General features: G+C 63.2%; 22 protein-coding genes. 15 read left to right on the top strand and 7 right to left on the bottom strand.

Going from position 1 to position 24777, the window contains the following annotated elements; translation table 11 throughout:
* Positions 1 to 108: 108 nt before the first annotated feature.
* Genes KFO72_RS34755 through KFO72_RS34740 form a run of 4 tightly spaced genes read right to left on the bottom strand, consistent with a single transcriptional unit; the run spans position 109 to position 3292 of the window.
* Positions 109 to 900 carry a metal ABC transporter permease gene (locus tag KFO72_RS34755; RefSeq protein WP_060602802.1) on the bottom strand — a complete coding sequence of 264 codons (792 nt, stop codon included), beginning with the start codon at positions 898 to 900 and terminating at the stop codon, positions 109 to 111.
* Positions 893 to 1819, bottom strand: coding sequence for an ABC transporter ATP-binding protein (locus tag KFO72_RS34750; RefSeq protein WP_054929812.1), 927 nt, complete (start codon positions 1817 to 1819; stop codon positions 893 to 895). The genes KFO72_RS34755 and KFO72_RS34750 overlap by 8 nt, the downstream gene beginning before the upstream one ends.
* Complete coding sequence (locus KFO72_RS34745) at positions 1816 to 2736, bottom strand: metal ABC transporter solute-binding protein (RefSeq protein WP_060602222.1); 921 nt, start codon at positions 2734 to 2736, stop codon at positions 1816 to 1818. The genes KFO72_RS34750 and KFO72_RS34745 overlap by 4 nt, the downstream gene beginning before the upstream one ends.
* 55 nt (positions 2737 to 2791) lie before the next feature.
* Positions 2792 to 3292, bottom strand: coding sequence for a Fur family transcriptional regulator (locus KFO72_RS34740; RefSeq protein ID WP_225033991.1), 501 nt, complete (start codon positions 3290 to 3292; stop codon positions 2792 to 2794).
* A gap of 278 nt (positions 3293 to 3570) precedes the next feature.
* On the opposite strand from KFO72_RS34740, the gene KFO72_RS34735 reads away from it, so the two are divergent.
* The 7 genes from KFO72_RS34735 (at position 3571) to KFO72_RS34705 (ending at position 11674) form a co-directional block, all read left to right on the top strand.
* On the top strand, positions 3571 to 4353 hold the full coding sequence (locus KFO72_RS34735; protein WP_225033990.1) for an L-iditol 2-dehydrogenase: 783 nt from the start codon (positions 3571 to 3573) through the stop codon (positions 4351 to 4353).
* A gap of 113 nt (positions 4354 to 4466) precedes the next feature.
* The gene (locus KFO72_RS34730; RefSeq protein WP_054929816.1) at positions 4467 to 5789 is read left to right on the top strand and encodes an ABC transporter substrate-binding protein; all 1323 of its coding nucleotides are present in this window, start codon (positions 4467 to 4469) and stop codon (positions 5787 to 5789) included.
* A 203-nt stretch (positions 5790 to 5992) separates the two neighbouring features.
* Entirely contained in the window at positions 5993 to 6931 is a 939-nt protein-coding gene (locus KFO72_RS34725; RefSeq protein ID WP_054929817.1) for a carbohydrate ABC transporter permease, read from the top strand.
* Complete coding sequence (locus tag KFO72_RS34720) at positions 6928 to 7794, top strand: carbohydrate ABC transporter permease (protein WP_060602218.1); 867 nt, start codon at positions 6928 to 6930, stop codon at positions 7792 to 7794. The genes KFO72_RS34725 and KFO72_RS34720 overlap by 4 nt, the downstream gene beginning before the upstream one ends.
* Positions 7791 to 8486: an HAD family hydrolase gene (locus tag KFO72_RS34715; protein WP_225033989.1), complete on the top strand. Its 696-nt coding sequence runs from the start codon at positions 7791 to 7793 to the stop codon at positions 8484 to 8486. The genes KFO72_RS34720 and KFO72_RS34715 overlap by 4 nt, the downstream gene beginning before the upstream one ends.
* A 49-nt stretch (positions 8487 to 8535) precedes the next feature.
* Positions 8536 to 9645, top strand: a complete 1110-nt coding sequence (locus tag KFO72_RS34710) for an ABC transporter ATP-binding protein (protein ID WP_060602216.1) — start codon at positions 8536 to 8538, stop codon at positions 9643 to 9645.
* 244 nt (positions 9646 to 9889) lie between these two features.
* The gene (locus KFO72_RS34705) at positions 9890 to 11674 is read left to right on the top strand and encodes a tetratricopeptide repeat protein (RefSeq protein ID WP_225033988.1); all 1785 of its coding nucleotides are present in this window, start codon (positions 9890 to 9892) and stop codon (positions 11672 to 11674) included.
* 28 nt (positions 11675 to 11702) lie between these two features.
* Here the strand turns inward: KFO72_RS34705 and KFO72_RS34700 are convergent, their stop codons facing one another.
* From KFO72_RS34700 to dalD, 3 genes are all read right to left on the bottom strand, one after another.
* Entirely contained in the window at positions 11703 to 12659 is a 957-nt protein-coding gene (locus KFO72_RS34700; RefSeq protein ID WP_035986357.1) for a sugar-binding transcriptional regulator, read from the bottom strand.
* A 127-nt stretch (positions 12660 to 12786) separates the two neighbouring features.
* Positions 12787 to 14271 carry a xylulokinase gene (xylB, locus tag KFO72_RS34695; protein WP_054929822.1) on the bottom strand — a complete coding sequence of 495 codons (1485 nt, stop codon included), beginning with the start codon at positions 14269 to 14271 and terminating at the stop codon, positions 12787 to 12789.
* Between the two features lie 192 nt (positions 14272 to 14463).
* A complete protein-coding gene (gene dalD, locus KFO72_RS34690; protein ID WP_225033987.1) occupies positions 14464 to 15873 on the bottom strand; it encodes a D-arabinitol 4-dehydrogenase in 1410 nt (469 codons plus the stop codon).
* Between the two features lie 575 nt (positions 15874 to 16448).
* On the opposite strand from dalD, the gene KFO72_RS34685 reads away from it, so the two are divergent.
* The 8 genes from KFO72_RS34685 to KFO72_RS34650 all read left to right on the top strand — a co-directional run.
* Positions 16449 to 17471, top strand: a complete 1023-nt coding sequence (locus KFO72_RS34685) for an AraC family transcriptional regulator (protein WP_054929830.1) — start codon at positions 16449 to 16451, stop codon at positions 17469 to 17471.
* A gap of 100 nt (positions 17472 to 17571) precedes the next feature.
* The gene (locus tag KFO72_RS34680) at positions 17572 to 18519 is read left to right on the top strand and encodes an ABC transporter substrate-binding protein (protein ID WP_225033986.1); all 948 of its coding nucleotides are present in this window, start codon (positions 17572 to 17574) and stop codon (positions 18517 to 18519) included.
* Positions 18520 to 18587: 68 nt separating this feature from the next.
* Entirely contained in the window at positions 18588 to 20123 is a 1536-nt protein-coding gene (locus tag KFO72_RS34675; RefSeq protein ID WP_225033985.1) for a sugar ABC transporter ATP-binding protein, read from the top strand.
* The gene (locus KFO72_RS34670; RefSeq protein ID WP_225033984.1) at positions 20110 to 21111 is read left to right on the top strand and encodes an ABC transporter permease; all 1002 of its coding nucleotides are present in this window, start codon (positions 20110 to 20112) and stop codon (positions 21109 to 21111) included. The genes KFO72_RS34675 and KFO72_RS34670 overlap by 14 nt, the downstream gene beginning before the upstream one ends.
* A 46-nt stretch (positions 21112 to 21157) precedes the next feature.
* The gene (locus tag KFO72_RS34665; protein WP_054929826.1) at positions 21158 to 22246 is read left to right on the top strand and encodes an alcohol dehydrogenase catalytic domain-containing protein; all 1089 of its coding nucleotides are present in this window, start codon (positions 21158 to 21160) and stop codon (positions 22244 to 22246) included.
* Between the two features lie 51 nt (positions 22247 to 22297).
* On the top strand, positions 22298 to 23842 hold the full coding sequence (locus tag KFO72_RS34660; RefSeq protein ID WP_225033983.1) for an FGGY-family carbohydrate kinase: 1545 nt from the start codon (positions 22298 to 22300) through the stop codon (positions 23840 to 23842).
* Positions 23839 to 24576, top strand: a complete 738-nt coding sequence (locus KFO72_RS34655; RefSeq protein WP_225033982.1) for an SDR family oxidoreductase — start codon at positions 23839 to 23841, stop codon at positions 24574 to 24576. Before KFO72_RS34660 ends, KFO72_RS34655 begins: the two co-directional genes overlap by 4 nt.
* Positions 24577 to 24593: 17 nt before the next feature.
* A partial coding sequence (locus tag KFO72_RS34650) for a hypothetical protein (protein ID WP_225033981.1) occupies positions 24594 to 24777 on the top strand: 184 nt, incomplete at its 3' end.

The following is a 24777-nucleotide window of genomic DNA, read 5'->3' as shown; positions in this document are numbered from 1 at the left end:
TCTTTGCGGCGGCAAAGAAAAGTAGGTGCCGCCCCGCACAGGGGCGACGCCTGAATCACGCTAACGTAACGCGGATGCCAGCGAAAAACAAAACCAACCAAACCCACATCACCGGCGCATGTGCTGCACGAGCAAGCTCGCGCCGTAGACCAGCGCCGCGAGCAGCGTGATCCAGAAACTGGTCGGCCAGTCGGTATAGAAAGCGAGCGTCACGCCGGCCCACGCCTGCGCGAGCGCGAGCAGCGCGGCGAGTACGAGTCCGACGGAAAGGCGTGTCGACAGGTTTTGCGCCGCAGCCGCCGGTCCGACCATCAGCGTGAACACGAGCAGCACGCCGACGATCTGCGTGCACGCGGCGACTGCCAGCGCTGCGATCGCGAGAAACAGCACGGACACGAGACGCAGCGATACGCCTTTCGCCTCGGCCAGTTCCGGCTGCAACGAAGCGAACATCAAAGGGCGCATGATCGCCGCCAGCGCAACCAGACTGACGACGCCGAGCACGGCCAGCACCACCAGCGTCGACGAACTGACGCCGAGCACGTTGCCGAACAGCAGCGCCGTGACTTGCGTCGCGTACGCGGTGAAGAAGTGCAGAAACAGCAAGCCGAAGCCCAGCGCCAGCGACAGCACCACGCCGATCGCGACATCGCGCCCCGCGAGCTTTTCGCCCAGTGCGCCCATGCCGACGCCCGCCGCGAGTGTGAAGCCGATCATCCCCCAGATCGGCGACACGCCGATCAGCACGGCACCCGTCGCGCCCGTGAAGCCAACGTGCGACAGCGCGTGCCCCGCGAAGGTCTGCCCGCGCATCACCAGGAAGTAGCCGACGATGCCCGACAGCACCGCGACAATCCCTGACGCCGCAAAGGCGTTCACCATGAAATCGTATTCAAACATCGTGCGTGTGTCCGTCGCTTGAGGCGTGATGATGGGCGTGCTTTTGCCCATGCGCGTGACCATGCGAATGCCCGTGACCATGCGGCTCGCCATGCTGATGGTCGTCGTCTTCGTGCTCGTGGTCGTGCTTCTCGACGTCGAAGTCGCCCGACATGACGAAGATGCGGCCGTTCACGCGCATCACGTCGATGGTCGAGCCGTACAGGCGCGACAGCACTGGCTTCGTGATGACCTCATCGACGGTGCCCAGGGCAGCGACGCCATTGCCGAGATACAGCACGCGGTCGAGCGCATGCAGCAGCGGATTGAGTTCGTGCGCGGAGAACAGCACGGCGATGCCGAGTTCCTGCTGCACGCGCTTCACCAGTTCGACGACGGTTTTCTGATGATGCGGATCGAGGCTGATGAGCGGCTCGTCGAGCAGCAGCAGACGCGGATTGCCGAGCAGGCATTGCGCGAGCAGCAGACGTTGCCGCTCTCCGCCCGACAGCTCCGACAAGGGACGCGCAGCCAGCGCCGTGCCGCCGACCAGCTCCAGCACGCGCTCGACATCGGCGCGCGCCTTCGCGTCCGCATGCGGCAGGCCCCAGCGATGACCGTCGGCGGCCATCGCAACGAAATCGCGGCCACGCACGCGACGGCCCGCGAGCGCGCTGCGCGTTTGCGGCATGTAGCCGATCGACGGATTACCGCGCACCACCGGCTCGCCGAGCACGCGCACGGTGCCGCTCGCCGCCGGCACGAGGCCGAGCACCGAGCGCATCAGCGTCGTCTTGCCCGCGCCGTTCGGCCCGAGCACGCCGATGAATTCGCCCTGGCGGATCGTGAAGCTGGTGTCGCGCAGGATCGTCCGGTCGCCGAGTTCGAGCGTCACGCGATCCAGTTCGAGCACGGGCGCGTTGCCCGACGACATGTTCATTGAGTCGTTCCCTTGTTCGCGCTGCCTGCGGCGAGCGCGTTGCCGAGCGCATCGAGTTGCGCCAGCATCCATTGCTGGTAGTTCTTGCCGGCCGGTTGCGTCTCCGTCACGCTCACCGTCGGCACATGCGATTGCTGCGCGAGTTTCAGCATGCGTTTTGTGAGCGCCTCGGTTGCCTGGCTGTTATAGATCAACGCGCGCACGCGTCGCTCGCGAAGATCGCGTTCGAACGCGGCGATATCCGACGCGCTCGCTTCCGTGTCGTTCATCGTGGCCAGCTGGAAGCGCTGGTTGCGCATGTCCAGGCCGATCGCATCCGACATGTAGCCGAACACCGGCTCCGTCGCCGTCACGCTAACGTGCGCATACTGTCCGCGCAGCGCCGCGACCTTGTCGGCGATCGGCTTGAGCGAATCGAGAAACTTCGCGAGGTTCGCATCATACGCCGCCTTGTGCGCCGGATCAGCCGACGCGAGCGCCGCGCTCACCGCGCGTGCGACGGCGGGCATCGTCGACGGGTCGTACCACAGATGCGGATTGTCGCCGCTTTTCTTGCCGATGAGTTCTGCCGCGACGATCGTTTTGCGCTTGTCGTTCTTCGACACGTTCAGCAGCTTCGCCATCCACGGATCGTAGTCGGCGCCGTTGTAGACGACAAGGCTCGCGTGCTGCAAGGCGCGCGCCGTCTTCGGGCTGGCTTCGAAGAGATGCGGGTCCTGGTCCGGATTGCTGAGGATGCTCGTCACGTCGACGCGGTCGCCGCCTAGTTGCTGCACGACATCGCCGTAAAAATTCTCCGCGGCGACCACGGGAATCTTCGTGTCCTGCGCGTGAGCGGCCTGGCCGGATGCAAAGACGAAAACTGTCGAAGCGACGGTGCGCATCAGAAACTTCCACATCGAATTGTTTTTCTTCATCGGGATGACCTGTTGCCTGAGAGACGTCTGGGTTGGATGGAACGGGTTGTTCTGGTCAGGGATGGACGTGCTTGCAGGCCGCGCACAGCCCGCTCAGCTCGACGACCTGGTGATGCACTTCGAATCCATGCACGGGCGCGCTGCCCGCCAACTGCGCGGCCAGCCCGTCGCCGGGAATCTCGACGGTTTCGCCGCATGAATCGCACATGAGGAACTGGCTCTGGTGCGGCTCGCCCATCTGGCAGCACGCGAAAAACGCATTCTTCGATTCGATCCGATGCACGAAGCCATGCTCGACGAGGAAGTCGAGCGCGCGATAGACGGTCGTGGGCGGCACGCGGCCGCGCTGCGGTTCCAGCGCGGCCAGCAGATCGTAGGCGCCGATGGGCCGCTCGCTCTGCGCGATCAACACATAGACCTGGCGGCGCAGCGTCGTCAGCGCAAGACCGCGCTCGGCGGCGAGCGCGTCGGCGCGCGCGAGCTTGCGCGCGAGACGGGCGGGCTGATCCGCGAAACGGGCGGCGGGATGAACATGAGCATCGGATGAGCGGGCCATGGCGCGAACTCCGGACAGCGTCGGATTGAACGAAGACGCAATGATATAACGTATCTCGAAAAAATGTCATTGCCGGTTGCAAAGTCATCGCCGATTCTTAGGAAGGAACACCGGAGGCGCGCATTCCGCCGCTGCCGCGCTGCACCATCGAAATTGCGCGGCGCGCCTTGACATGACCGGACTCGTATCCGATCATTCGATCACTACGAGAGCAATTGCTCGATCACCGGGCGTTAGCTCAGGCTGAATCGAAGAATCAAACGAACCGGAGACAGGTTGTGACAGCCCGACTGCAAGGCAAGGTGGCGATTCTGACGGGCGCCGCGAGCGGTATCGGCGAAGCGGTGGCGCGCCGCTATCTCGACGAGGGCGCGTGCTGCGTGCTGGCGGACCTGAAGCCGGCCAACGAATTCGCGCACGCACTGCGCGAAACCGACGGCGACCGGGTGCTGACAATCAGCGCGGACGTCACGAAGCGCGAAGACATCGCGCGCATCGTCGAGCAGACAGTGCAGCGCTTCGGCCAGATCGACATTCTCTTCAACAACGCGGCGCTGTTCGACATGCGCCCGCTGCTCGACGAATCCTGGGACATCTTCGACAAGCTCTTCGCGGTCAACGTGAAGGGCATGTTCTTTCTGCTGCAGTCCGTCGCACAGCGCATGGTCGACCAGGGCCACGGCGGCAAGATCATCAACATGTCGTCGCAGGCGGGCCGCCGCGGCGAGGCGCTCGTGTCGCATTACTGCGCGACCAAGGCGGCCGTCCTGAGCTACACGCAGTCGGCGGCGCTGGCGCTCGCGCCGCACAAGATCAACGTGAACGGCATCGCACCGGGCGTCGTCGATACGCCGATGTGGGAACAGGTCGATGCGCTTTTCGCGCGTTACGAGAACCGGCCGCTGGGCGAGAAGAAGCGTCTCGTCGGTGAGGCGGTGCCGCTGGGCAGGATGGGGCTGCCCGCGGATCTGACGGGGGCGGCGCTGTTCCTCGCGTCTTCGGATGCGGATTACATCACCGCGCAAACCCTGAACGTCGACGGCGGCAACTGGATGAGCTGACCGTCACTCATTCACCGGCATCCGCGCTGCGGCGTCATACAACCTTCAACCGCACACGCCGCACACGTATCGATCAAGTACCAAAACGCAAGTACGAATAAAGGAGACAAACGATGAAACCCACCTGCAAACCCGCGCTCAACGCATTCGGCGCTGCGGCCCTCGCATTCGCCGCGTTCAGCGCGAACGCGGCGACCGTCACGATCGCCACGTTGAATAACCCGGACATGATCGAGTTGAAGAAGCTGTCGCCGGCATTCGAGAAAGCGAATCCCGACATCAAGCTCAACTGGGTGATTCTCGAAGAAAACGTGCTGCGTCAGCGCGCCACGACGGACATCACGACGGGCAGCGGCCAGTTCGACGTGATGACGATCGGCGCGTATGAAACGCCGCAGTGGGGCAAGCGCGGCTGGCTCACGCCGCTCACCAACCTGCCCGCCGATTACGACCTGAATGATGTCGTGAAAACGGCGCGCGACGGCCTCTCGTACAGCGGCTCGCTGTATGCGCTGCCGTTCTACGTCGAAAGCTCGATGACGTATTACCGCAAGGATCTGTTCGCGGCGAAGGGCCTGAAGATGCCCGACAACCCGACCTACGAGCAGATCGCGCAGTTCGCCGACAAGCTGACGGACAAGGCCAACGGTGTCTATGGCATCTGTCTGCGCGGCAAGGCGGGCTGGGGCGAGAACATGGCCTACGCGACGACGGTCGTGAATACCTTCGGCGGCCGCTGGTTCGACGAGAAGTGGAACGCCCAGCTGACGACGCCCGAATGGAAGAAGGCGATTTCGTTCTACGTCGATCTGCTGAAGAAGAACGGGCCGCCGGGAGCCAGCTCGAACGGCTTCAACGAGAACCTCACGCTGATGTCGTCGGGCAAGTGCGGGATGTGGATCGACGCGACGGTTGCCGCCGGCATTCTCTACAACAAGCAGCAATCGCAGATCGCCGACAAGGTCGGCTTTGCAGCTGCGCCGACTGCCGTGACGCCGAAGGGCTCGCATTGGCTGTGGGCGTGGGCGCTCGCGATTCCGAAGTCGTCCAAGCAGGCGGACGCGGCGAAGAAGTTCATCACGTGGGCGACTTCGAAGCAGTACATCGAGCTCGTCGCGAAGGATGAGGGCTGGGCCTCGGTGCCGCCCGGCACGCGTCAGTCGACCTACGCGCGCCCCGAGTACAAGCAGGCCGCGCCGTTCGGCGACTTCGTGCTGAAGGCAATCGAAACCGCCGATCCCGATCATCCGACGTTGAAGCCGGTGCCGTACACGGGCGTGCAGTTCGTCGGCATTCCCGAGTTCCAGTCGTTCGGCACGGTGGTCGGTCAGAGCATTTCAGGCGCGGTGGCAGGCCAGATGACGGTCGATCAGGCGTTGGCAGCCGGCAACGCGACGGCGGATCGCGCCGTCAAGCAGGCCGGCTATCAGAAGTAAGCGTAGTAGCGTCGAGGCCTGATGTCATGCCGTCTGCCTGGTCACCATGCGGACGGCGTGTCCAGCAGCTGAATCGCCGCCTCGAAGTATGTAAGCCGGAACAGATGGAAAGCGCCGGCTGACAGCGCATCGTCAGCCGGACCCTGGCAGCACAGCGTGCCGCATGCCCCGCGGACCGCGCACTACCGAAGAGGTGGTCCATCATGCGTCAACACTTGCGTCTACCCCTCATGCATGCCCATCCCCAAACCGAACACGAGCGCGAAGAGCGCAAGGCCGCGCACGCGCGCTGGCTCGCCATGCCGTCCGTAGGCGTCCTCGTCTTATGGATGGCGATACCTCTCGCGATGACGATCTGGTTTTCGTTCTCGCGCTACAACCTGCTGAATCCGGATGTGAAGGGATTCGCCGGTTTCGATAACTACACGTTTCTCGCCAGCGATCCATCCTTCGGCCCGTCGATCCTGCACACCATGCAGCTGATCATTTCGGTGCTGGTGATCACGGTGGTCGGCGGCGTGCTGCTGTCGGTGCTGTTCGACCGCAAGTTCTACGGGCAGGGCGTCGCGCGGCTGCTCGCCATCGCGCCGTTCTTCGTGATGCCCACCGTCTCCGCGCTGATCTGGAAGAACATGATCCTGCATCCGGTGTACGGATTGATCGCACAAGGCATGCGTGCGCTCGGGATGACGCCGATCGACTGGTTCGCCGACTATCCGTTGATCGCGGTGATCATCATCGTTTCGTGGCAGTGGTTACCGTTCGCGTTCCTCATTCTGTTCACGGCGATCCAGTCACTCGACCAGGAACAGAAGGAAGCCGCGAAGATCGACGGCGCGGGTCCGTTCTCGATGTTCTTCTTCATCACGCTGCCGCACCTGAAACGCGCGATAGCGGTCGTGGTGATGATGGAAACCATTTTCCTGCTGTCGATCTTCGCTGAAATCTACACGACGACGGGCGGCGGCCCGGGCAACGCGACCACCAATCTGTCGTACCTGATCTACGCGCTCGGCCTGCAACAGTTCGACGTCGGCCTTGCATCGGCAGGCGGGATTCTCGCCGTGGTGCTCGCGAATATCGTGTCGTTCTTCCTCGTGCGCATGCTCGCGAAGAACCTGAAAGGGGAGTACGAAAAATGAGCCAGGTTGCCGCTACACCTGTTACGACGAGTCTTTCGAAAACGAACTCGCCGTTGGCCGTCGTCCGGCGCAGCATTCCGGGCATCCTTGCGTGGCTGATTGCGCTGCTGCTGTTCTTCCCGATCTTCTGGATGACGATCACGGCATTCAAGACGGAGCAACAGGCTTACGCGTCGTCGCTGTTCTTCATGCCGACGCTCGAAAGCTTCCGCGAAGTGTTCGCGCGCAGCAATTACTTCGGCTTCGCGTGGAACTCGATCCTGATCTCGGTCGGCGTCACGCTGCTGTGCCTGATTCTGGCTGTGCCGTGCGCCTACGCGATGGCGTTTTTCCCGACGCGGCGCACGCAGAAAGTGCTGCTGTGGATGCTGTCGACGAAGATGATGCCGTCCGTCGGCGTGCTGGTGCCGATCTATCTGCTGTGGAAGAACAGCGGATTGCTCGATACCGTCAGCGGCCTCGTGATCGTCTATACGCTGATCAACCTGCCCATCGCGGTATGGATGTCGTTCACGTACTTCGCGGAAATTCCGCGCGACATTCTCGAAGCGGGACGCATCGACGGTGCCGCGACGTGGCAGGAAATCGTCTATCTGCTGATGCCGATGTCGCTGCCGGGGCTCGCCTCGACCGCGCTGCTGCTGGTGATCCTGTCGTGGAACGAGGCGTTCTGGAGCATCAACCTGTCCAGTTCGAACGCTGCGCCGCTGACGGTGTTCATCGCGTCGTATTCGAGTCCTGAAGGCTTGTTCTGGGCGAAGCTGTCGGCGGCGTCGCTGCTGGCGGTAGCGCCGATCCTGATCGTCGGCTGGGTGTCGCAGAAACAGCTGGTGCGTGGCCTTACCTTCGGGGCGGTGAAGTGACGGAGATCAGAACAGAGGCGAAGCTCGCGCTCATCTGCGATTGCGACGGCGTGCTGATCGACAGCGAAGCCGTCGCGGCCGCGGTCCTCGTCGAGGAACTCGAAGCGCGCTGGCCCGGTACGGACGTCGCGCCCGTCGTGATGCCGTTGCTCGGCCTGCGCACGGAACGCGTGCTGGCAGGCACGGCATCGGCGCTGGGCCGGACGCTTGCCGAAGTCGACGTCGAAGCGATTCGCAGCGCAGTGGAACGGGCGGCCGTCAAGGCGCCGATGGTCGACGGCATCGAGGTCGCGCTCGCGAGCATTCCGTTGACGAAGGCGTGCGCGAGCAACAGCTTTCGCGCGTATGTCGAAGCGGCGCTGGCGCGCACCGGCCTCGTGAAGCATTTCGGCGACCGGCTGTTCTGCGCGGATTCCGTCGCGCATCCGAAGCCGGCGCCCGACGTCTATCTCGCCGCCGCTCGCGGGCTCGGCGTGAACCCGGAAGCGTGCCTCGTGATCGAGGACAGCGTGGCGGGCGTGACGGCGGCGACGGCAGCGGGCATGACGGTGTATGGATTCATCGGCGGCGGTCATGCGAGCGAGGATCAGATCGGCGCGCTGCGCCGCGTGGGCGCACAACACGTATTCGACGACATGACGCAATTGCCGGAACTGGCCGCGCGATGGTTGCAGCGCGTGACGGTGGCATGACGGCATCGGCGAAACGATTAAACGTAGTACGGAAATCCGGAGACACATCATGGCAAGCGTAACTCTGCGCAACATCAGAAAGGCCTACGACGACAACGAGGTAATGCGCAACATCAACCTCGACATCCAGGACGGCGAGTTCGTCGTGTTCGTCGGCCCAAGCGGCTGCGGCAAGTCCACGCTGATGCGGATGATTGCCGGCCTCGAAGACATTTCGGGAGGCGACCTGAATATCGACGGTGTACGCATGAACGACGTGCCGCCCGCCAAGCGCGGCATCGCGATGGTGTTCCAGTCGTACGCGCTGTATCCGCACATGACGCTGTATGACAACATGGCGTTCGGCCTGAAGCTCGCGGGCACGAAGAAGCCGGAGATCGACGCCGCCGTGCGCAACGCCGCGAAGATTCTGCATATCGACCACTTGCTCGAACGCAAGCCGAAGCAGCTGTCGGGCGGTCAGCGTCAGCGCGTGGCGATCGGCCGCGCGATCACGCGCAAGCCGAAGGTGTTTCTGTTCGACGAACCGCTGTCGAACCTCGACGCCGCGCTGCGCGTGAAGATGCGCCTCGAATTCGCGCGCCTGCACGACGAGCTGAAGACCACGATGATCTACGTCACGCACGATCAGGTCGAAGCGATGACGCTCGCCGACAAGATCGTCGTGTTGTCGGCGGGGAATCTGGAGCAGGTCGGCAGCCCGAACATGCTGTATCACGCGCCGGCAAACCGGTTCGTGGCGGGCTTCATCGGATCGCCGAAGATGAATTTCCTCGAAGGCGTCGTGCAGTCGATATCGGCGAGCGGCGTGCTCGTCAGGTACGAAACGGGCGAGACGCAGCTCGTGCTGGTCGAGCCGGGCCGCGCGAAAGAAGGCGACAAGGTGACGGTCGGAATTCGTCCCGAGCATCTGCATCTCGATCTGCCCGACAACGGCGTATCGGCAAGCGTGATGGCGATCGAATCGCTCGGCGATGCAGCGTATCTGTACGCCGAAAGCAGCGTTGCGCCGGACGGCCTGATCGCGCGTATTCCGCCGCTCGAGCGGCATGAGAAGGGCGGGACGATCCGGGTCGGCGCGACGCCCGATCACTGCCATCTGTTCGACAGCGACGGACAGGCGTTCCATCGCAAGATCGTCGAAGTGCTCGCGGCCTGATCCGCCGCTCGACCAGGGCGCCGTTGCAAGCTTTGCAACGGCGCCTTTCCTTTTGCAGACTCGGACTTTTCCGATATCTCTGCCGCCTATCTCATATCAAAATTGTGCATCGTCTGACAGCGCGCACCTGAGCGGTTCTTCAGGTGGGTTCTGTCGGTTCTCCCGTCCATTGCCCCGAACATGTCATCCGCGCGATTGCTACCAGGATCGCGAGACTCCGCGTGTTCGGCCGACTCAAGACGCCATGCACAACGCTGCCGCTCCCACACCTCAAGAAGCCGTCCCGACACCGGCTGTCGATCACGCGCTCGCGCTGCATCGCGCCGGCCAGCTCGATCGCGCTGAACAGGCGTATCGCGCGCTACTCGACGCACAGCCCGACGACGCAAACACGCTTTATATGCTCGGCGTGCTGCACTTGCAGCGCACGGATATCGAACGCGCAATCACATGCTTCGATGCGTCACTGGCGCTTCGGCCTGACGACGCGGACTGTCTGAACGATCGCGGAATCGCGGCGCTTTCGCGCGCCGACAACGAAGGCGCCGCTGGCTTTTTTCGAAGAGCCGTGGAATGCGCGCCGCAAGATGCGCTCGCGCACTGCAACCTGGGCAAGGCGCTGCGGCGCCTGTCCAGGCCGGAAGAAGCGCTGAGCCACTTCCAGCGCGCGCTTGCCATCGAACACGACCTGTTGGACGCGCTGCTCGGCAGCGCGGATGTGCTCGAAGTTCTTTCCCGTCCACATGAAGCCGTGGCCGCCTACGAATCCGCCGCACGTTACGCTCCCGACGACCTGCGCGTGCTGCTGGGTCTCGGCCTGACCCTGAACACCGTGCGACGCCATGCGCAAGCCGAAGCATGCTTCGAACGCGCCTTGCAGAAGGAACCGGAAAACCCGCACGCGCTGTTCGGCATCGCGTTTGCAACGGATGGCCAGTTGAAGTTCGACGATGCGCTCGCCCGATACTATCGCGCGCTGGAAGTCATGCCCGATTCGCCGACGCTGCACAACAACGTCGCGTTCACGCTGACCTGCATGTCGCGTTATGACGAAGCGGATCATCACTTACGGCGTGCCATCGAACTCACGCCGGATCTCTCGAATGCTCACAAGTTGCTCGGCATGTCGGAACTGCGGCGCGGAAATTTCCGCAAGGGCTGGGCGTATTACGAGTATCGCAAGACGACGCCGAGCGGGCTGCGCGATTACCCGAAGTGCGAGATGCCCGAATGGCGGGGCGAGACCGTCGAAGGCAAGCGCTTTCTGCTAGCGCGCGAACAGGGTGCGGGCGACCAGTTGCAGTTCATTCGGTATGCGAGCGTGCTGCACGACATGGGCGCAACCGTCGATGTGTGGACCAGTGTGGAACTGGCGCCGCTCTTTGCCCGCGTGCGCGGTGTGAACGATGTGTTGACGGCGTTGCCCCGAGGTGCCGCCTACGACTACTACTGCCCGATGATGAGCGTGCCCGCGTGGCTGAACGACGACGCGATTCCGGGCGCGGCGCCGTACCTGTCCGTCGATGACACTCAGGTCGCCGCATGGCGCGCGCGGCTCGAACAGGCCGCGGGGTCGCGCAAGAAAATCGGCCTGGTGTGGGCGGGCAATCCGGATCATTACCTCGATGTCTACCGTTCGGCGCGGCTCGCGGCGCTCGAACCGCTTGCGTCGGTCGGCGGCCTGGCATGGTTCGCGTTGCAGAAGGGCGCGCCGGAGACGCAACTCGATGGCGTTGCGCAGCGCTGGCCGATCTGCGCGCTTGGCCAGTCGCTCGACAGCTTTTACACGACGGCAGCCGTGATCCAGTCAATGGATCTCGTCATCACCGTTGATACATCCGTCGCGCATCTGGCCGGCGCGCTCGGCAAGCCGGTCTGGGTGATGCTGCCGCAGCAGGCAGACTGGCGCTGGATGATATCGGGCGAGACGAACCCGTGGTATCCGACCGCGCGGCTTTTCCGGCAACAGGTTTTAGGCGACTGGTCGCCCGTCGTCGAAGCGCTGCGCAGCGCGCTCGAAGCGCTCTAGCGCAAGCGAACCGCGCGCGGACGCGGGGCTAACCCGCGCCGTGATTCAGCGCGGCCCGCGCGCACAACTCGTCGGTCACGAGCCCCGACAGCCAGCCGCCCTTCAACGCGGCAATCACCGCATTGCGCTTGCGTTCGCCTCCGGCGAAGCCGATCACGGGACGCTTCGGCGGCGAATCGAGCCGCAGGCTCGTCACGCGGCGCCCGGTCGGCGACTCGACGCGCGCGCCGTTCGCATCGATCGGCAGTCCGAGCAGTTCGGCCACCGCGCCCAGCGACACCAGTTCTTCCACTTCATCCGATGTGATGAAGCCGTCTTCATGCAGCGGGCAACGCAGCCCGATATTGCCGATCCCGACGAACGCGACATCCGCGTCGCCCGACAGCGATTCGACGATCCGGTACAGACGGTGATTGCACCATTGCGCGCGTTCCGCTTCGCTGTCCGCGATCAACGGCGCAGGCAGCAGAAAGTGCTTGCCGCCCGTCTTCTCGGAGATATGCAGCGCGACGTCGTAGCGATTCGACGAGCCGTCCTGCGCAATCGCGCCGACCATCGACACCAGCCGGTGCTGGGGCCGCTCCAGCTGCCCGACCTGATCGACGACGGCCTTCAGCGTACGGCCGCTGCTCACAGCGACGACCATCGGCTTTTCTTCGCCGAGGTAGCGTTCCATCACCTGCGCGCCCGCGACGGCGAGCTTGCGGTCGATTTCTTCGGGCTTGTCATTGTCGACGGGAACGACCTCGCACATCGACAGGCCATAGCGCTTCGATAGCTGATCGGCGAGCGACAGACAGTCCGCCAGCCGATGATCGACGCGCACGCGAATCAGGTTCTTCTCGACGGCGAACGCGACGAGCCGTTGCGCGACGGGCCGCGACACCTGCAGTTTTTCGGCGATCTCGTTCTGCGTATTGCCGGCCACGTAGTAGAGCCAGGCGGCGCGCGTTGCGAGATCGAGCTTTTCAGTGGACTTGGGCACGATGTTGTCGGTCTGAATGGCGCTAGTGCGTACGACGTCGATGTGTCACCAGGAAGCCCGTATCGGGCGATCTGGTGCGCTGCATGCCGTGGACATTCATCGCAGTCTTCACGGGTGGTTCATGCGTTCAAGCCGCGTCCGCTTCAGGCGCGGGCACGAACAGCGGCTTCACATGCCGGTACAGCGCGCGATAACCCGCGAGCCGCTCGCGCAGCATCGCATGGCGCCGCGCGTTCGGCGTGAATTCGATTTCGACGGGCGGCTTGGTCAGCACCTTCGCCGGATCGCCGCCCGCCGCGAGCCAGCCCAGCCGCGCCGCCCCGAGCGCGGCGCCCGTTTCGCCGCCGCCGTGCTTGCGCGTGGTGGTGTTGAGCGAATCGGCGAGCAGTTGCGCCCAGTAGTTGCTGCGCGCGCCGCCTCCCAGCAGCGACAGCGCGTTCACTTCGGTGCCCGCCGCGCGCAGCGCGTCGAGGCCGTCCGTCAGCGCGAGCGTCACGCCTTCGAGCACGGCATAGCCGAGCAGGGCGCGGTCGGTCGCGTGGGTCATGCCGAAGAACACGCCTTGCGAATACGGATCGTTGTGCGGCGTGCGTTCGCCCGACAGATACGGCAGGAACAACGGCGCAGTCGCGAGCGCGTCGTCGGGCAGCTTTTCGACTTCGGCGAGCAGCGTCGGCTCGTCGGTGGAGGTGAGCTTGCAGACCCAGCGCAGGCAGCTCGCCGCCGACAGCACCACGCTCATCTGATGCCAGCGGTCGGGGATCGCATGACAGAACGCATGCACAGCCGATTCGGGGTTCGGGCGGAAGCTGTTGCCGATCACGCACAGCACGCCCGACGTGCCGAGCGACACGAAGCCGTCGCCCGGTTGCGTCGCGCCGATGCCGATTGCGCTCGTCGCATTGTCGCCGCCGCCCGCCGCGACCACGACGGGTTCGCGCAAGCCGAGCTCGCGCGCGAGTTCCGGGCGCAGCATGCCCGACGGCGCGCTGCCTTCCGCCAGACGCGGCATGTGCGAGCGGTTCAGGTCGCAGGCGGCGAGCAGCGTATCGGACCAGTCGCGCTGCGCGACGTCGAGCCAGAGCGTGCCGGCGGCGTCGGACGGATCGGAGACCTTGTCGCCCGTCAGTTGCAGACGCAAATAATCTTTCGGCAGCAACACGCAGGCGGTCTGCCGGAAGATCTCCGGCTCGTGGCGCGCCACCCACAGCAGCTTCGGCGCGGTGAAGCCGGGCATCGCCAGATTGCCGGCGATCCGATGCAGATCCGGCGCGCGCCGGAGCAACTCATCGCATTCCTCGACGGCGCGCATGTCGTTCCAGAGGATCGCGGGACGCAGCACGCGGTCTTCATTGTCGAGCAGCACGGCACCGTGCATCTGTCCCGACAGCCCGATGCCGCGAATCTGCGCGAACTGCTCCGGGTAGCGGTCGCGCAGCGCGAAGAGCGCGGCGCGCGTGCCTTGCCACCAGTCGGACGGATTCTGCTCCGACCAGCGCTGATGCGGACGCGAAACGGTGAACGGAGAACCCGCCGTGCCGACCACGCGTCCGTCGGACGCGAGCAGCAGAACTTTTACTTCGGACGTGCCGAGGTCGATGCCGAGATACATGGGCGCGAAACCTTCGTCGGTAGGAGATGCGCTACTTTAGCCGCATGCCGCGTGCGATGCCATGCGCAAAAGACCTGACGCATCGCATGTATCGCAGCCATCGGATACGGCGCTCAATGGGATCGGCCGCGCGTGGTGTGTCGCCATGCGCGGCCGGGTTGTCATGTGCAGAACGAGCCGGGATGAATGCGCCTAGCCGTTGCGCTTTGCGAGCCACGCATCGACGCGGCCGACGGCCGAACGCACCACTTTTTCGAGCGACGCCGTGCCCGCCATGCTGCCCCACAGCAGCCTGTCCGCGCAGAACGCCTGCACGGGATCGGCGGCGCTGAAGAAACCGCGCGCGACGCCTTCGTCCATCACGCCATCCTGATACGTGTACGGCAGCTTGCCTTGCTGCCACCTGTCGAGAAAGCGGAAAAACAGCGCGGGCAGCATGGCCGTCGCGTTCGGCTCGACGTGGCGCTCGAAGCACTCGGACAGCGTCGGCGCAATGAAGCCTGGAATCTTCGAGAAGCCATCGGCGGCGACGCGCTGATTCGTGTCCTGGATATACGGATTGCCGAAGCGTTCGAGCACGACGTCGCGATACTTCGCGAGATCGAGCGGACTCGGCGTGAGACATGGAATCACGTCCTGCGTCACATAGTCGTGCGCGAACTGGCGGATCTCGGCGTCGAGCGTGCCTTCGTGAATATACGAAAGACCGACGAGCGTGCCCGCCCACGCAATACAGCTATGCGTCGCATTGAGGATGCGGATTTTCGCTTCCTCGTACGGCAATACCGATTCGACCAGCTCGGCGCCGACCTGCTCCCACGCCGGCCTTCCAGCGATGAAGTGATCCTCGATCACCCACTGGATGAACGATTCGCCCATTACCGGGCAAGCGTCGTCGAAGCCCGTGGCTGCTTTCACGCGCTCGCGCACGTCGGGCGTGGGACGCGGCGTGATGCGATCGACCATCGAATTCGGGCACGCGGTGTTCGCATCGAACCATTTGCGCAATTCGCCCGCGCCGCGCCGCTCGAGGAACTGCGTCATGCCCGCGCGAAAGCGGTCGCCGTTGCTGCGCAGGTTGTCGCAGGTCTGCAGCGTGACGGCGCCCGCATTGCGCTGCATGCGCGCTTCGAGAATCGCGGCGAGCGCGCCGTAGATGGTGGTGCGCGCACCGTTCAGGTCGGCGGCGAGGTCGGGGTTGGCCGTGTCGAGCTTGTCGTGCTCGTCGAGGTAATAACCGCCTTCCGTGACGGTGAACGCGATGATCTTGCACGCGGGGTCGGCGCCTGCTTCGACGAGCGCATCGAGATTCTGCGACCACGGCACCACACGTTCGATCGAGCGGATTGTCTCGTACGCGCGCTTGCCTTGCGGCGTAACGGTTTCCAGCGTGTAGACGCCGTTCTGCGCGGCGAGCGCTTCGGCGACGGCGTTCATGTCGCTGCGAATATTGCCGACGGTCAGCGACCAGTGCGGATCGCCGGGCTTGCGCGTTTCGTTGAGCCGGTGCAGATACCAGGCCTGATGCGCGCGATGAAACGAGCCCGCGCCGATATGCAGGATCACCTGCTTGCTTGCGCCGCTGCCTTGGCCGCTGTTCATATGTGTCTCCTAAATGCGCACGGTCTTTCGCGTGCGTTCCTTGAGATAAGTCTAGAAGGTGTCCCGGCGTTGTGAGCCGATGTCGGAAGAATATGAGAGCATTTGCTCCGCATTTGAACTAATGATCGTATTCGGCCGATTGAAAGTCAAGGCACTGCGCGCCGCTTTTCGTGGCGCAGCGCGGTGGGACGGGCTTCTCCAGCGCACGCGACAGGCGCGGAATGCGGCCCCGCAAGCAATCGCGTGGCTGTTGCGTTGCATCAAATTTGACAGCGCAGAGGCCAGGACTAACCCGAATGCAAAAAAGTATCGGTCGGCGGTCTCATTTCTAGTGGCCGCCGTTGCGTCATGGGTCTAACTTTCGGTACACACAACAAGAGCAACAAAACACGTTCATGCCGCGAGCCTTGAGTTCGCGCTGCTGGGCGCAGACACAGGAGGAAGGCAGATGAAGGACATCGTCACTGCGGTTACCTGGTTGCACGCGCATCGACATGCCGATTGGCATGGCCGCCGCGCGGAACCCGCGCTCGATGCGCGAACCTGCGTCTGAGCCGCGGCTACAGGAGACCGACGTGCAACCCGATCTCGAACTGGTCAGCGTGCGCCGCGATGAGTCGTTCAAAGCGTGGTATCACGGCTTTCCGTACCGCACGGTGCGCTGGCATTTCCACCCTGAATTCGAAATCCATCTGATCGTCGCGACGACGGGCAAGATGTTCGTCGGCGATTACATCGGCGGCTTCGCGCCGGGCAATCTCGTGCTGATGGGGCCGAACCTGCCGCACAACTGGGTCAGCGAAGTGCCCGAAGGCGTGACGATCGCGCAGCGCAATCTCGTCGTGCAGTTCGGCCAGGACTTCGTCGCGCATTGCATGGAGAGCTTTCCCGAGTGGCGCACGCTCGAAGCGCTGCTCGCCGATTCGCGGCGCGGCGTGTCGTTCGGCCCGCAGACCAGCGCACTGATCCAGCCGCTCTTCATGGAACTGCTCGACGCGCGCGGCCTGCGCCGCATCGTGCTGTTTCTGTCGATGATGGAAATCCTGCTGAACGCGAGCGACCGCGAACTGCTCGCGAGCCCTGCCTATCAGATCGATCCGACCGGCTACGCGTCGACGCGCATCAATCACGTGCTGTCGTATATCGGCAAGAACCTCGCATCGGAGTTACGCGAATCCGATCTCGCGCAACTCGCGGGGCAAAGCGTGAGCGCGTTCTCGCGCTACTTCCGCCGTCATACGGGCCTGCCGTTCGTGCAATACGTGAACCGCATGCGCATCAATCTCGCGTGCCAGTTGCTGATGGACGACGAGTTGAGCGTCACCGACATCTGCTACAAGGTCGGCTTCAATAATCTGTCGAACTTCAACCGGCAGTTTCTCACCGCGAAAGGCATGGCCCCGTCGAAGTTCCGCCGCTTCCAGCAACTGAACGACGCGAGCCGCGCCGCTTCGGAAGCAGCGGCGGCGCTCGGCAAGGGCATCGCCAACGCGCCTTCGATCGTGCCGGCCGCGCAGACGCCCAGTCATACGCACGGCCAGCCGCGCGCCGCGCCCGCGGCGTATCCGCCTCATGGCTCGCCGCTCGCGACGACCTAGGGCACTTTCTCTAGCGTTTCTGTAGTTCACCGCTTCATCGTCCGATCACGCACTGAACCCGCGTGAGGGGCGCACTCATCCTCAAAAACGGAGACAAGCCATGACGCACAACACTTCGCTTCAGTCGCGCACGCTGCGCCTGCACGCCACGCTGACCTTCGCCGCCGTGATGCTCGGCGCGCCGCTCCTGGCGCCCGCCGCCGAAGCCGCGCCGTTGAAGATCGGCATGACGTTCCAGGAACTGAACAACCCGTACTTCGTGACGATGCAGAAGGCGTTGAACGATGCGGCCGCATCGATCGGCGCGACGGTCGTCGTCACCGACGCGCATCACGACGTGAGCAAGCAGGTGAGCGACGTCGAAGACATGCTGCAGAAGAAGATCGACATTCTGCTGGTGAACCCGACCGATTCGACGGGCATTCAATCCGCCGTGGCGTCGGCGAAGAAGGCGGGCGCCGTGGTCGTCGCCGTCGATGCGAACGCGAACGGTCCTGTCGATTCGTTCGTCGGCTCGAAGAATTTCGACGCCGGCCAGATGTCGTGCGAATACCTCGCGAAAGCCATTGGCGGCAGCGGCGAAGTGGCGATTCTGGACGGCATCCCCGTCGGGCCGATTCTCGAACGCGTGCGCGGCTGCAAGGCGGCGCTCGCGAAGTTCCCGAACGTGAAGATCGTCGATACGCAGAACGGCAAGCAGGAACGCGCGACGGCGCTGTCCGTCACCGAGAACATGATCCAGGCGCATCCGAACCTGAAGGGCATCTTCAGCGTGAACGACGGGGGATCGATGGGCGCGTTGTCCGCGATCGAATCGTCGGGCAAGGACATCAAGCTGACCAGCGTCGATGGCGCGCCGGAAGCGATCACCGCGCTGCAGAAGCCGAATTCGAAGTTCATCGAAACGTCCGCTCAGTTTCCGCGCGACCAGATTCGCCTCGCCATCGGCGTGGCGCTCGCCAAGAAGTGGGGCGCCAATGTGCCGAAGACGATTCCCGTCGACGTGAAGCTCGTCGACAAGGACAACGCGAAGGGCTTCAGCTGGTAAGCGACGTGTTGCGCATGGGGTAAAGCGGGCGTGTCCCGCATGACCCCATGAAACGCAGAGGAAACGCGATGGACACGATTCTCAAACTCGACAACATCACGAAGAGCTTTCCGGGCGTGAAGGCGCTGCAAGGCATTCATCTCGACATTGCACGCGGCGAGATTCACGCGTTGCTCGGCGAAAACGGCGCAGGCAAGTCGACGTTGATGAAAATTCTGAGCGGCATTTATCAACCCGACGACGGCACGATCGTGATCGACGGACAGGAACGGCACTTCACGAGTTATCACGATGCCGTCGCGGCGGGCGTCGGCATCGTGTTTCAGGAGTTCAGCCTGATCCCGTATCTGAATGCCGTCGACAACATGTTTCTCGGCCGCGAGTTGCGCACCCGGTTCGGCATGCTCGATCGCGCGAAGATGCGGCGCGCGGCGGCGGAGATTTTCGGGCGGCTCGGCGTCGCGATCGATCTGTCCGTGCCGATCCGCGAACTGTCGGTCGCGCAGCAGCAGTTCGTCGAAATCGGCAAGGCCTTGTCGCTGAATGCGCGCATCCTGATTCTCGACGAGCCGACGGCCACGCTCACCCCGGCCGAAGCCGAGCATCTGTTCACCATCATGCGCGATCTGAAGCAGCAAGGCGTCGCGATGATTTTCATCTCGCATCACCTCGAAGAGATTTTCGAAGTGTGCGACCGCATCACCGTGTTGCGCGACGGCCAGTATGTCGGCATGACAGATGTCGCAAAGACGGATGTGAGCCTGCTCGTCGAGATGATGGTCGGACGCAAGATCGAAAACAGCTTTCCGCCGAAGCCCGCATTGCCCGCCGATGCGAGAGCCGTGCTCGAAGTAGACGCATTGCAGTTGCACAAGGACGGGCCGATCAATCGCTTCACGTTACGCGAAGGCGAGATTCTCGGCTTCGCGGGACTGGTCGGCTCGGGCCGCACGGAGACGGCGCTCGCGGTGATCGGCGCGGATGCCGCGCATGTGAAGGACATCCGCATCAACGGCGCGGCGGCGAACCTGTCCGATCCCGCCGATGCATTGAAGTCGGGCATCGGCATTCTGCCCGAGAGCCGCAAGACGGAGGGGCTGATCACATCGTTCTCGATCAGGCAGAACATCTCGATCAACAACCTCGGCAAGTACCGCACGGGCCGCTTCTTCATCGATCACCGCAGCGAAGCGAAGGCTACTGCCGACATCATGAAGCGCGTCGGCGTGAAGGCGCCGACGATGCACACCGAAGTCGCGACGCTGTCGGGCGGCAATCAGCAGAAAGTGGTGATCGCGCGCTGGCTGAATCATCACACGAACATCCTCATCTTCGACGAGCCGACGCGCGGTATCGACGTCGGCGCGAAAGCGGAAATCTATCTGCTGATGCGCGAACTCACGGCGCGCGGCTACTCGATCATCATGATTTCGTCGGAACTGCCGGAGATAGTCGGCATGTGCGACCGCGTCGCCGTGTTCCGGCAAGGGCGCATCGAAGCGATTCTCGAAGGCGACCAGATCGAATCGAATGCCGTGATGACTTATGCAACGGCTGGTGCATCGGCTGCAACTCGTGGAGCAACACAGCATGAACACGCCTGACACTTCTCCGAAGACCTCGACAGTCGCATCCGATACGCCGGGTGCGCCGTTTCATCTGAACTGGGCGAGCATCAAACGCTCAACCTTGTTCTATCCGTTTATCGGCTTGCTTGTCGTGTGCATCGTGATGGTGTTCGCCAGCGACAGTTTTCTGTCCGCGGCGAATCTCGAGAACGTGCTGCGCCAGGTGTCGATCAACGCGATCATTGCCGTCGGCATGACGGCCGTGATCCTGACGGGCGGCATCGATCTGTCCGTCGGCTCGGTGATGGCGCTGTCGGGCACGCTCGCGGCGGGGCTGATGGTGGCGGGCCTGAACGGCGTCGCGGCGATCGCGATCGGCATTGCGGTGGGGCTCGGTTTCGGCTTTGCGAACGGCTTTTTCGTCGCGTTCGCGGGCATGCCGCCCATCATCGTGACGCTGGCGACGATGGGCATCGCGCGTGGCCTCGCGCTGATCTACACGGGCGGTTATCCGATCGACGGCCTGCCGGACTGGGTCAGTTTCTTCGGCAGCGGCAAGGTGCTAGGCATTCAGGCGCCCGTGCTGATCATGCTGGTGATCTACGCGATCGCATGGGTGTTGCTAGAACGCATGCCGTTTGGCCGCTATGTGTACGCGATCGGCGGCAACGAGCAGGCGACGCGCCTGTCCGGCGTGCGCGTCGCGCGGGTCAAACTGATTGTCTACACGTTGGCGGGTTTGACGTCGTCGTTCGCAGCCATCGTGCTCACATCGCGCCTGATGAGCGGCCAGCCGAATGCGGGCGTCGGCTTCGAACTCGATGCGATTGCGGCCGTGGTGATGGGCGGCACATCGATCTCGGGCGGACGCGGCTCGATTATCGGCACGCTGATCGGTGCGCTGCTGCTCGGCGTGCTGAACAACGGCCTCAACATGGTTGGCGTGAATCCGTACGTGCAGAACGTGATCAAGGGCGGAATCATCCTGCTCGCGATTTACATCAGCCGCGAACGCAAGAAGTGAAATCAATCGCTTATTCCTCTGTTTCCATTTATCGCAAGGCAAGGCAATGACCACTCAGGACAACAGCAAAAGCATGACGGCGATCGTGTGTCACGCGCCGGAAGACTATCGCGTCGAACGCGTGACAAAGCCGCTGGCGCGCGCACATGAACTCGTGATCCGTATCGCCGCGTGCGGCATCTGCGCAAGCGACTGCAAGTGCCATTCCGGCGCGAAAATGTTCTGGGGCGGCCCGAGTCCGTGGGTGAAAGCGCCCGTGATTCCGGGTCATGAATTCTTCGGCTACGTCGAAGAAATCGGCGAAGGCGCGGCCGAACATTTTGGCGTGGAGAAAGGCGACCGCGTGATCGCGGAACAGATCGTGCCGTGCGGAAAATGCCGCTATTGCAAATCCGGCCAGTACTGGATGTGCGAAGTGCACAACATCTTCGGCTTTCAGCGCGAAGTCGCGGACGGCGGCATGGCCGAATACATGCGCATTCCGCCGACGGCCATCGTCCACAAGATTCCCGATGGCATCTCGCTCGAAGATGCCGCGATCATCGAGCCGCTCGCGTGTGCGATTCACACCGTCAATCGCGGCGACATACAACTCGACGATGTGGTCGTCATCGCGGGCGCGGGGCCGCTGGGTCTGATGATGACGCAGGTTGCGCACCTGAAGACGCCGAAGAAGCTGGTCGTGATCGATCTCGTCGACGAGCGGCTGGCGCTTGCGCGCGAATACGGCGCGGACGTGACGATCAATCCGAAGAACGACGACGCGCTGGCCATCGTCAAATCGCTGACGGACAACTACGGCTGCGACGTCTACATCGAAACGACGGGCGTGCCGGCGGGCGTGAATCAGGGCATGGACCTGATTCGCAAGCTCGGGCGTTTTGTCGAGTTTTCCGTGTTCGGCGCGGAGACTACAATGGACTGGTCGATCATCGGCGACCGCAAGGAACTCGACGTGCGCGGCGCGCATCTGGGCCCTTACTGTTACCCGATTGCTATCGATCTATTGGCGCGCGGGCTCGTCACATCGAAAGGCATCGTCACGCATGGCTTTTCGCTCGAAGAGTGGGACGAAGCGATCAGGGTCGCGAATTCGCTCGACTCGATCAAGGTGTTGATGAAGCCGGCCCGATAGTCCGAAAAAATGAACAGTGCGCGTCGTTCGAGGCGCGCACACGGAGACACTATGAATTACGTCATCGGCGTCGATATCGGCACGCAGAGCACGAAGGCCGTGCTCGTCGACCAGAGCGGCGCAATCGTCGCGCAGCATTCGAGTGGCTATCACCCGGACACACCGAAACCCTTGTGGGCCGAGCAATGGCCTACCGTATGGATGAAAGCCGTGGTCGAATGTATCGCACGCTGCGTGGCGAAGGCGCATGAGGCGGGCATCGCGTCGAACGCGATCAAGGCCGTGTGCGTGAGCAGTCTGTACGGCGGCTCGGGCATTCCCGTCGATAGCGACATGAAGCCGCTGTATCCGTGCCTGATCTGGATGGACCGCCGCGCGACGGCGCAGGTCGATGCGGTGCGAGCGAACGTCGATCTCGAACGTCTGTATGCGATCACGGGCAATGGCGTCGACAGCTACTACGGCTACACGAAGATGCTGTGGCTGCGCGACAACGAGCCGAACGTGTGGGCGAACACGCGCTTCTTCCTGCCGCCGAATGCCTATGTGATCTATCTGCTGACGGGCGAAGTCGCTGTCGATCACAGTTCCGCGGGCAACATCGGCGGCGTGTATGACATCGCGAAGCGCGACTGGTCCGACGAGGCGCTCGACATGCTCGGCATTCCCGCGACGATGATGCCGGAGCATCTGGTGGAATCGTCGGATGTAGTGGGCGGTTTGCTGTCGCAATGGACGGAGCAGCTTGGACTCGAAGCGGGCACGTCGATCGTCGCGGGCGGCGTCGATGCGGCGATGGCCACGTATGCGGCAGGCGTGACGCGCGCCGGCCAGCATGTCGCGATGATCGGCACGAGCATGTGCTGGGGCTATATCAACCAGAGTGTCGACGCGCATCATGGCCTGATCAGCATGCCGCACGTGTTCAACGGCTTGCAGGATATCTATGTGTTCGGCGGCGCGATCACGGCGGGCGCGTCGGTGACGTGGTATCGCGAGCAGTTCTGCCATGCGGAAATCGAAGCGGCAAAAGCCTTGCCGAATGGCGACGCGCATCAACTGCTCGAAGAGGACGCCGCGCAGTTACCGGCGGGTTCGGATGGCGTGATGTTCCTGCCGTATCTGATGGGCGAGCGCAGTCCGGTGTGGGACGCGAAGGCGAGCGGTGCGTTTGTCGGGTTGAACCTGTATCACACGCGGGCGCATCTGTATCGCGCGGTGCTCGAAGGCGTTGCGTACGCGTTGCAGCACAACATCGTCGCGGGGCGCAAGGGCGCGAAGTCACTCGACGACAAGCTGATCGTCGTCGGCGGCGCGGCGCATTCGGACCTGTGGATGTCGATCATTGCGGACATCACGGGCTTTCCCGTCTACACGATCGAGCAGGACGTGGAAGCGGCGATGGGCGCGGCGCTGCTTGCCGCGTACGGCACGAAGCTGATTTCGCAGGAAACGGCGCGCGGCGGCTGGGTGAAGCTGATCGAGCGCGCGAAGCCGGAGCCTGCGCGGCAGGCGGTGTACGCGGAGCGCTTTGGCATTTATACGGACCTGTATCCGGCGTTGAAGCCGGTCATGCATCGGCTGCAAGCGAAATGAAGACGACCTTCGATTTTTCCGGGCGCTCGATACTCGTGACGGGCGCATCGAGCGGCATTGGCCGCGTGACTGTTGAGATGTTGTGCGCGAGTGGCGCGCAGGTTGTTGCGGCGGCGCGCAACGTTGGCGAGCTGGCTCGTCTTGCGGAGGAGACGGGGTGCGAGCCTCTTGTGCTCGACGTTGGAGATGAGGCTGCGATTGATGAGGCGCTAGCGTCGCTGGATGTGTTCGATGGGCTGGTGAATTGTGCGGGCACGGCGATGCTTGAACGCGCTATTGATACTACGGGCGCCAGTTTTGATTCGGTGATGAACGTTAATGCTCGCGGCGCGGCTTTGGTTTCGAGGCATGTTGCGCGGGCGATGATCGATGCGAAGCGCGCGGGCAGTATCGTGAATGTTTCTAGCCAGGCGGCGCTGGTTGGGCTTGAGGATCATTTGAGTTATTGCGCTTCTAAAGCTGCGATGGATGCGATTACGCGGGTTTTGTGTGTCGAGCTTGGAGGGTATGGGATTCGCGTGAATAGCGTTAATCCGACGGTCACTTTGACGCCGATGGCGGTGAACGCATGGAGCGAGCCTTCCAAGCGCGATCCCGCGCTCCAGGCTATTCCGCTTAAGCGGTTCGCTGAACCGCGGGAAGTTGCTGAGCCGATTTTGTTTTTGCTTAGCGAAGCGGCTTCTATGATTAGTGGGGTGGCTTTGCCGGTTGATGGCGGTTATACCGCCAGGTGAATTTTGGGGTTTGGTTTTTGTCTGCGACGCTGGGATTTGGGATTTGGGATTTGGGTTTTGGGTTTTGGGTTTTGCGCTTTTCGCTTTGCGCTTTGCGCTGGCATCCGCCGATTTATGTTTTCGATGGCATCCGCGAATTGTTAGCTCGCTTCACGCGTTGCCCCTGTGCGGGGCGGCACCTACTTTTCTTTGCCGCCGCAA

Source organism: Paraburkholderia sp. XV, assembly GCF_020177535.1.
Classification (GTDB): Bacteria; Pseudomonadota; Gammaproteobacteria; order Burkholderiales; family Burkholderiaceae; genus Paraburkholderia; species Paraburkholderia caribensis.
Note: the sequence above shows the minus strand (reverse complement) of the source record. Positions and strands in the feature narration are given on the sequence as shown.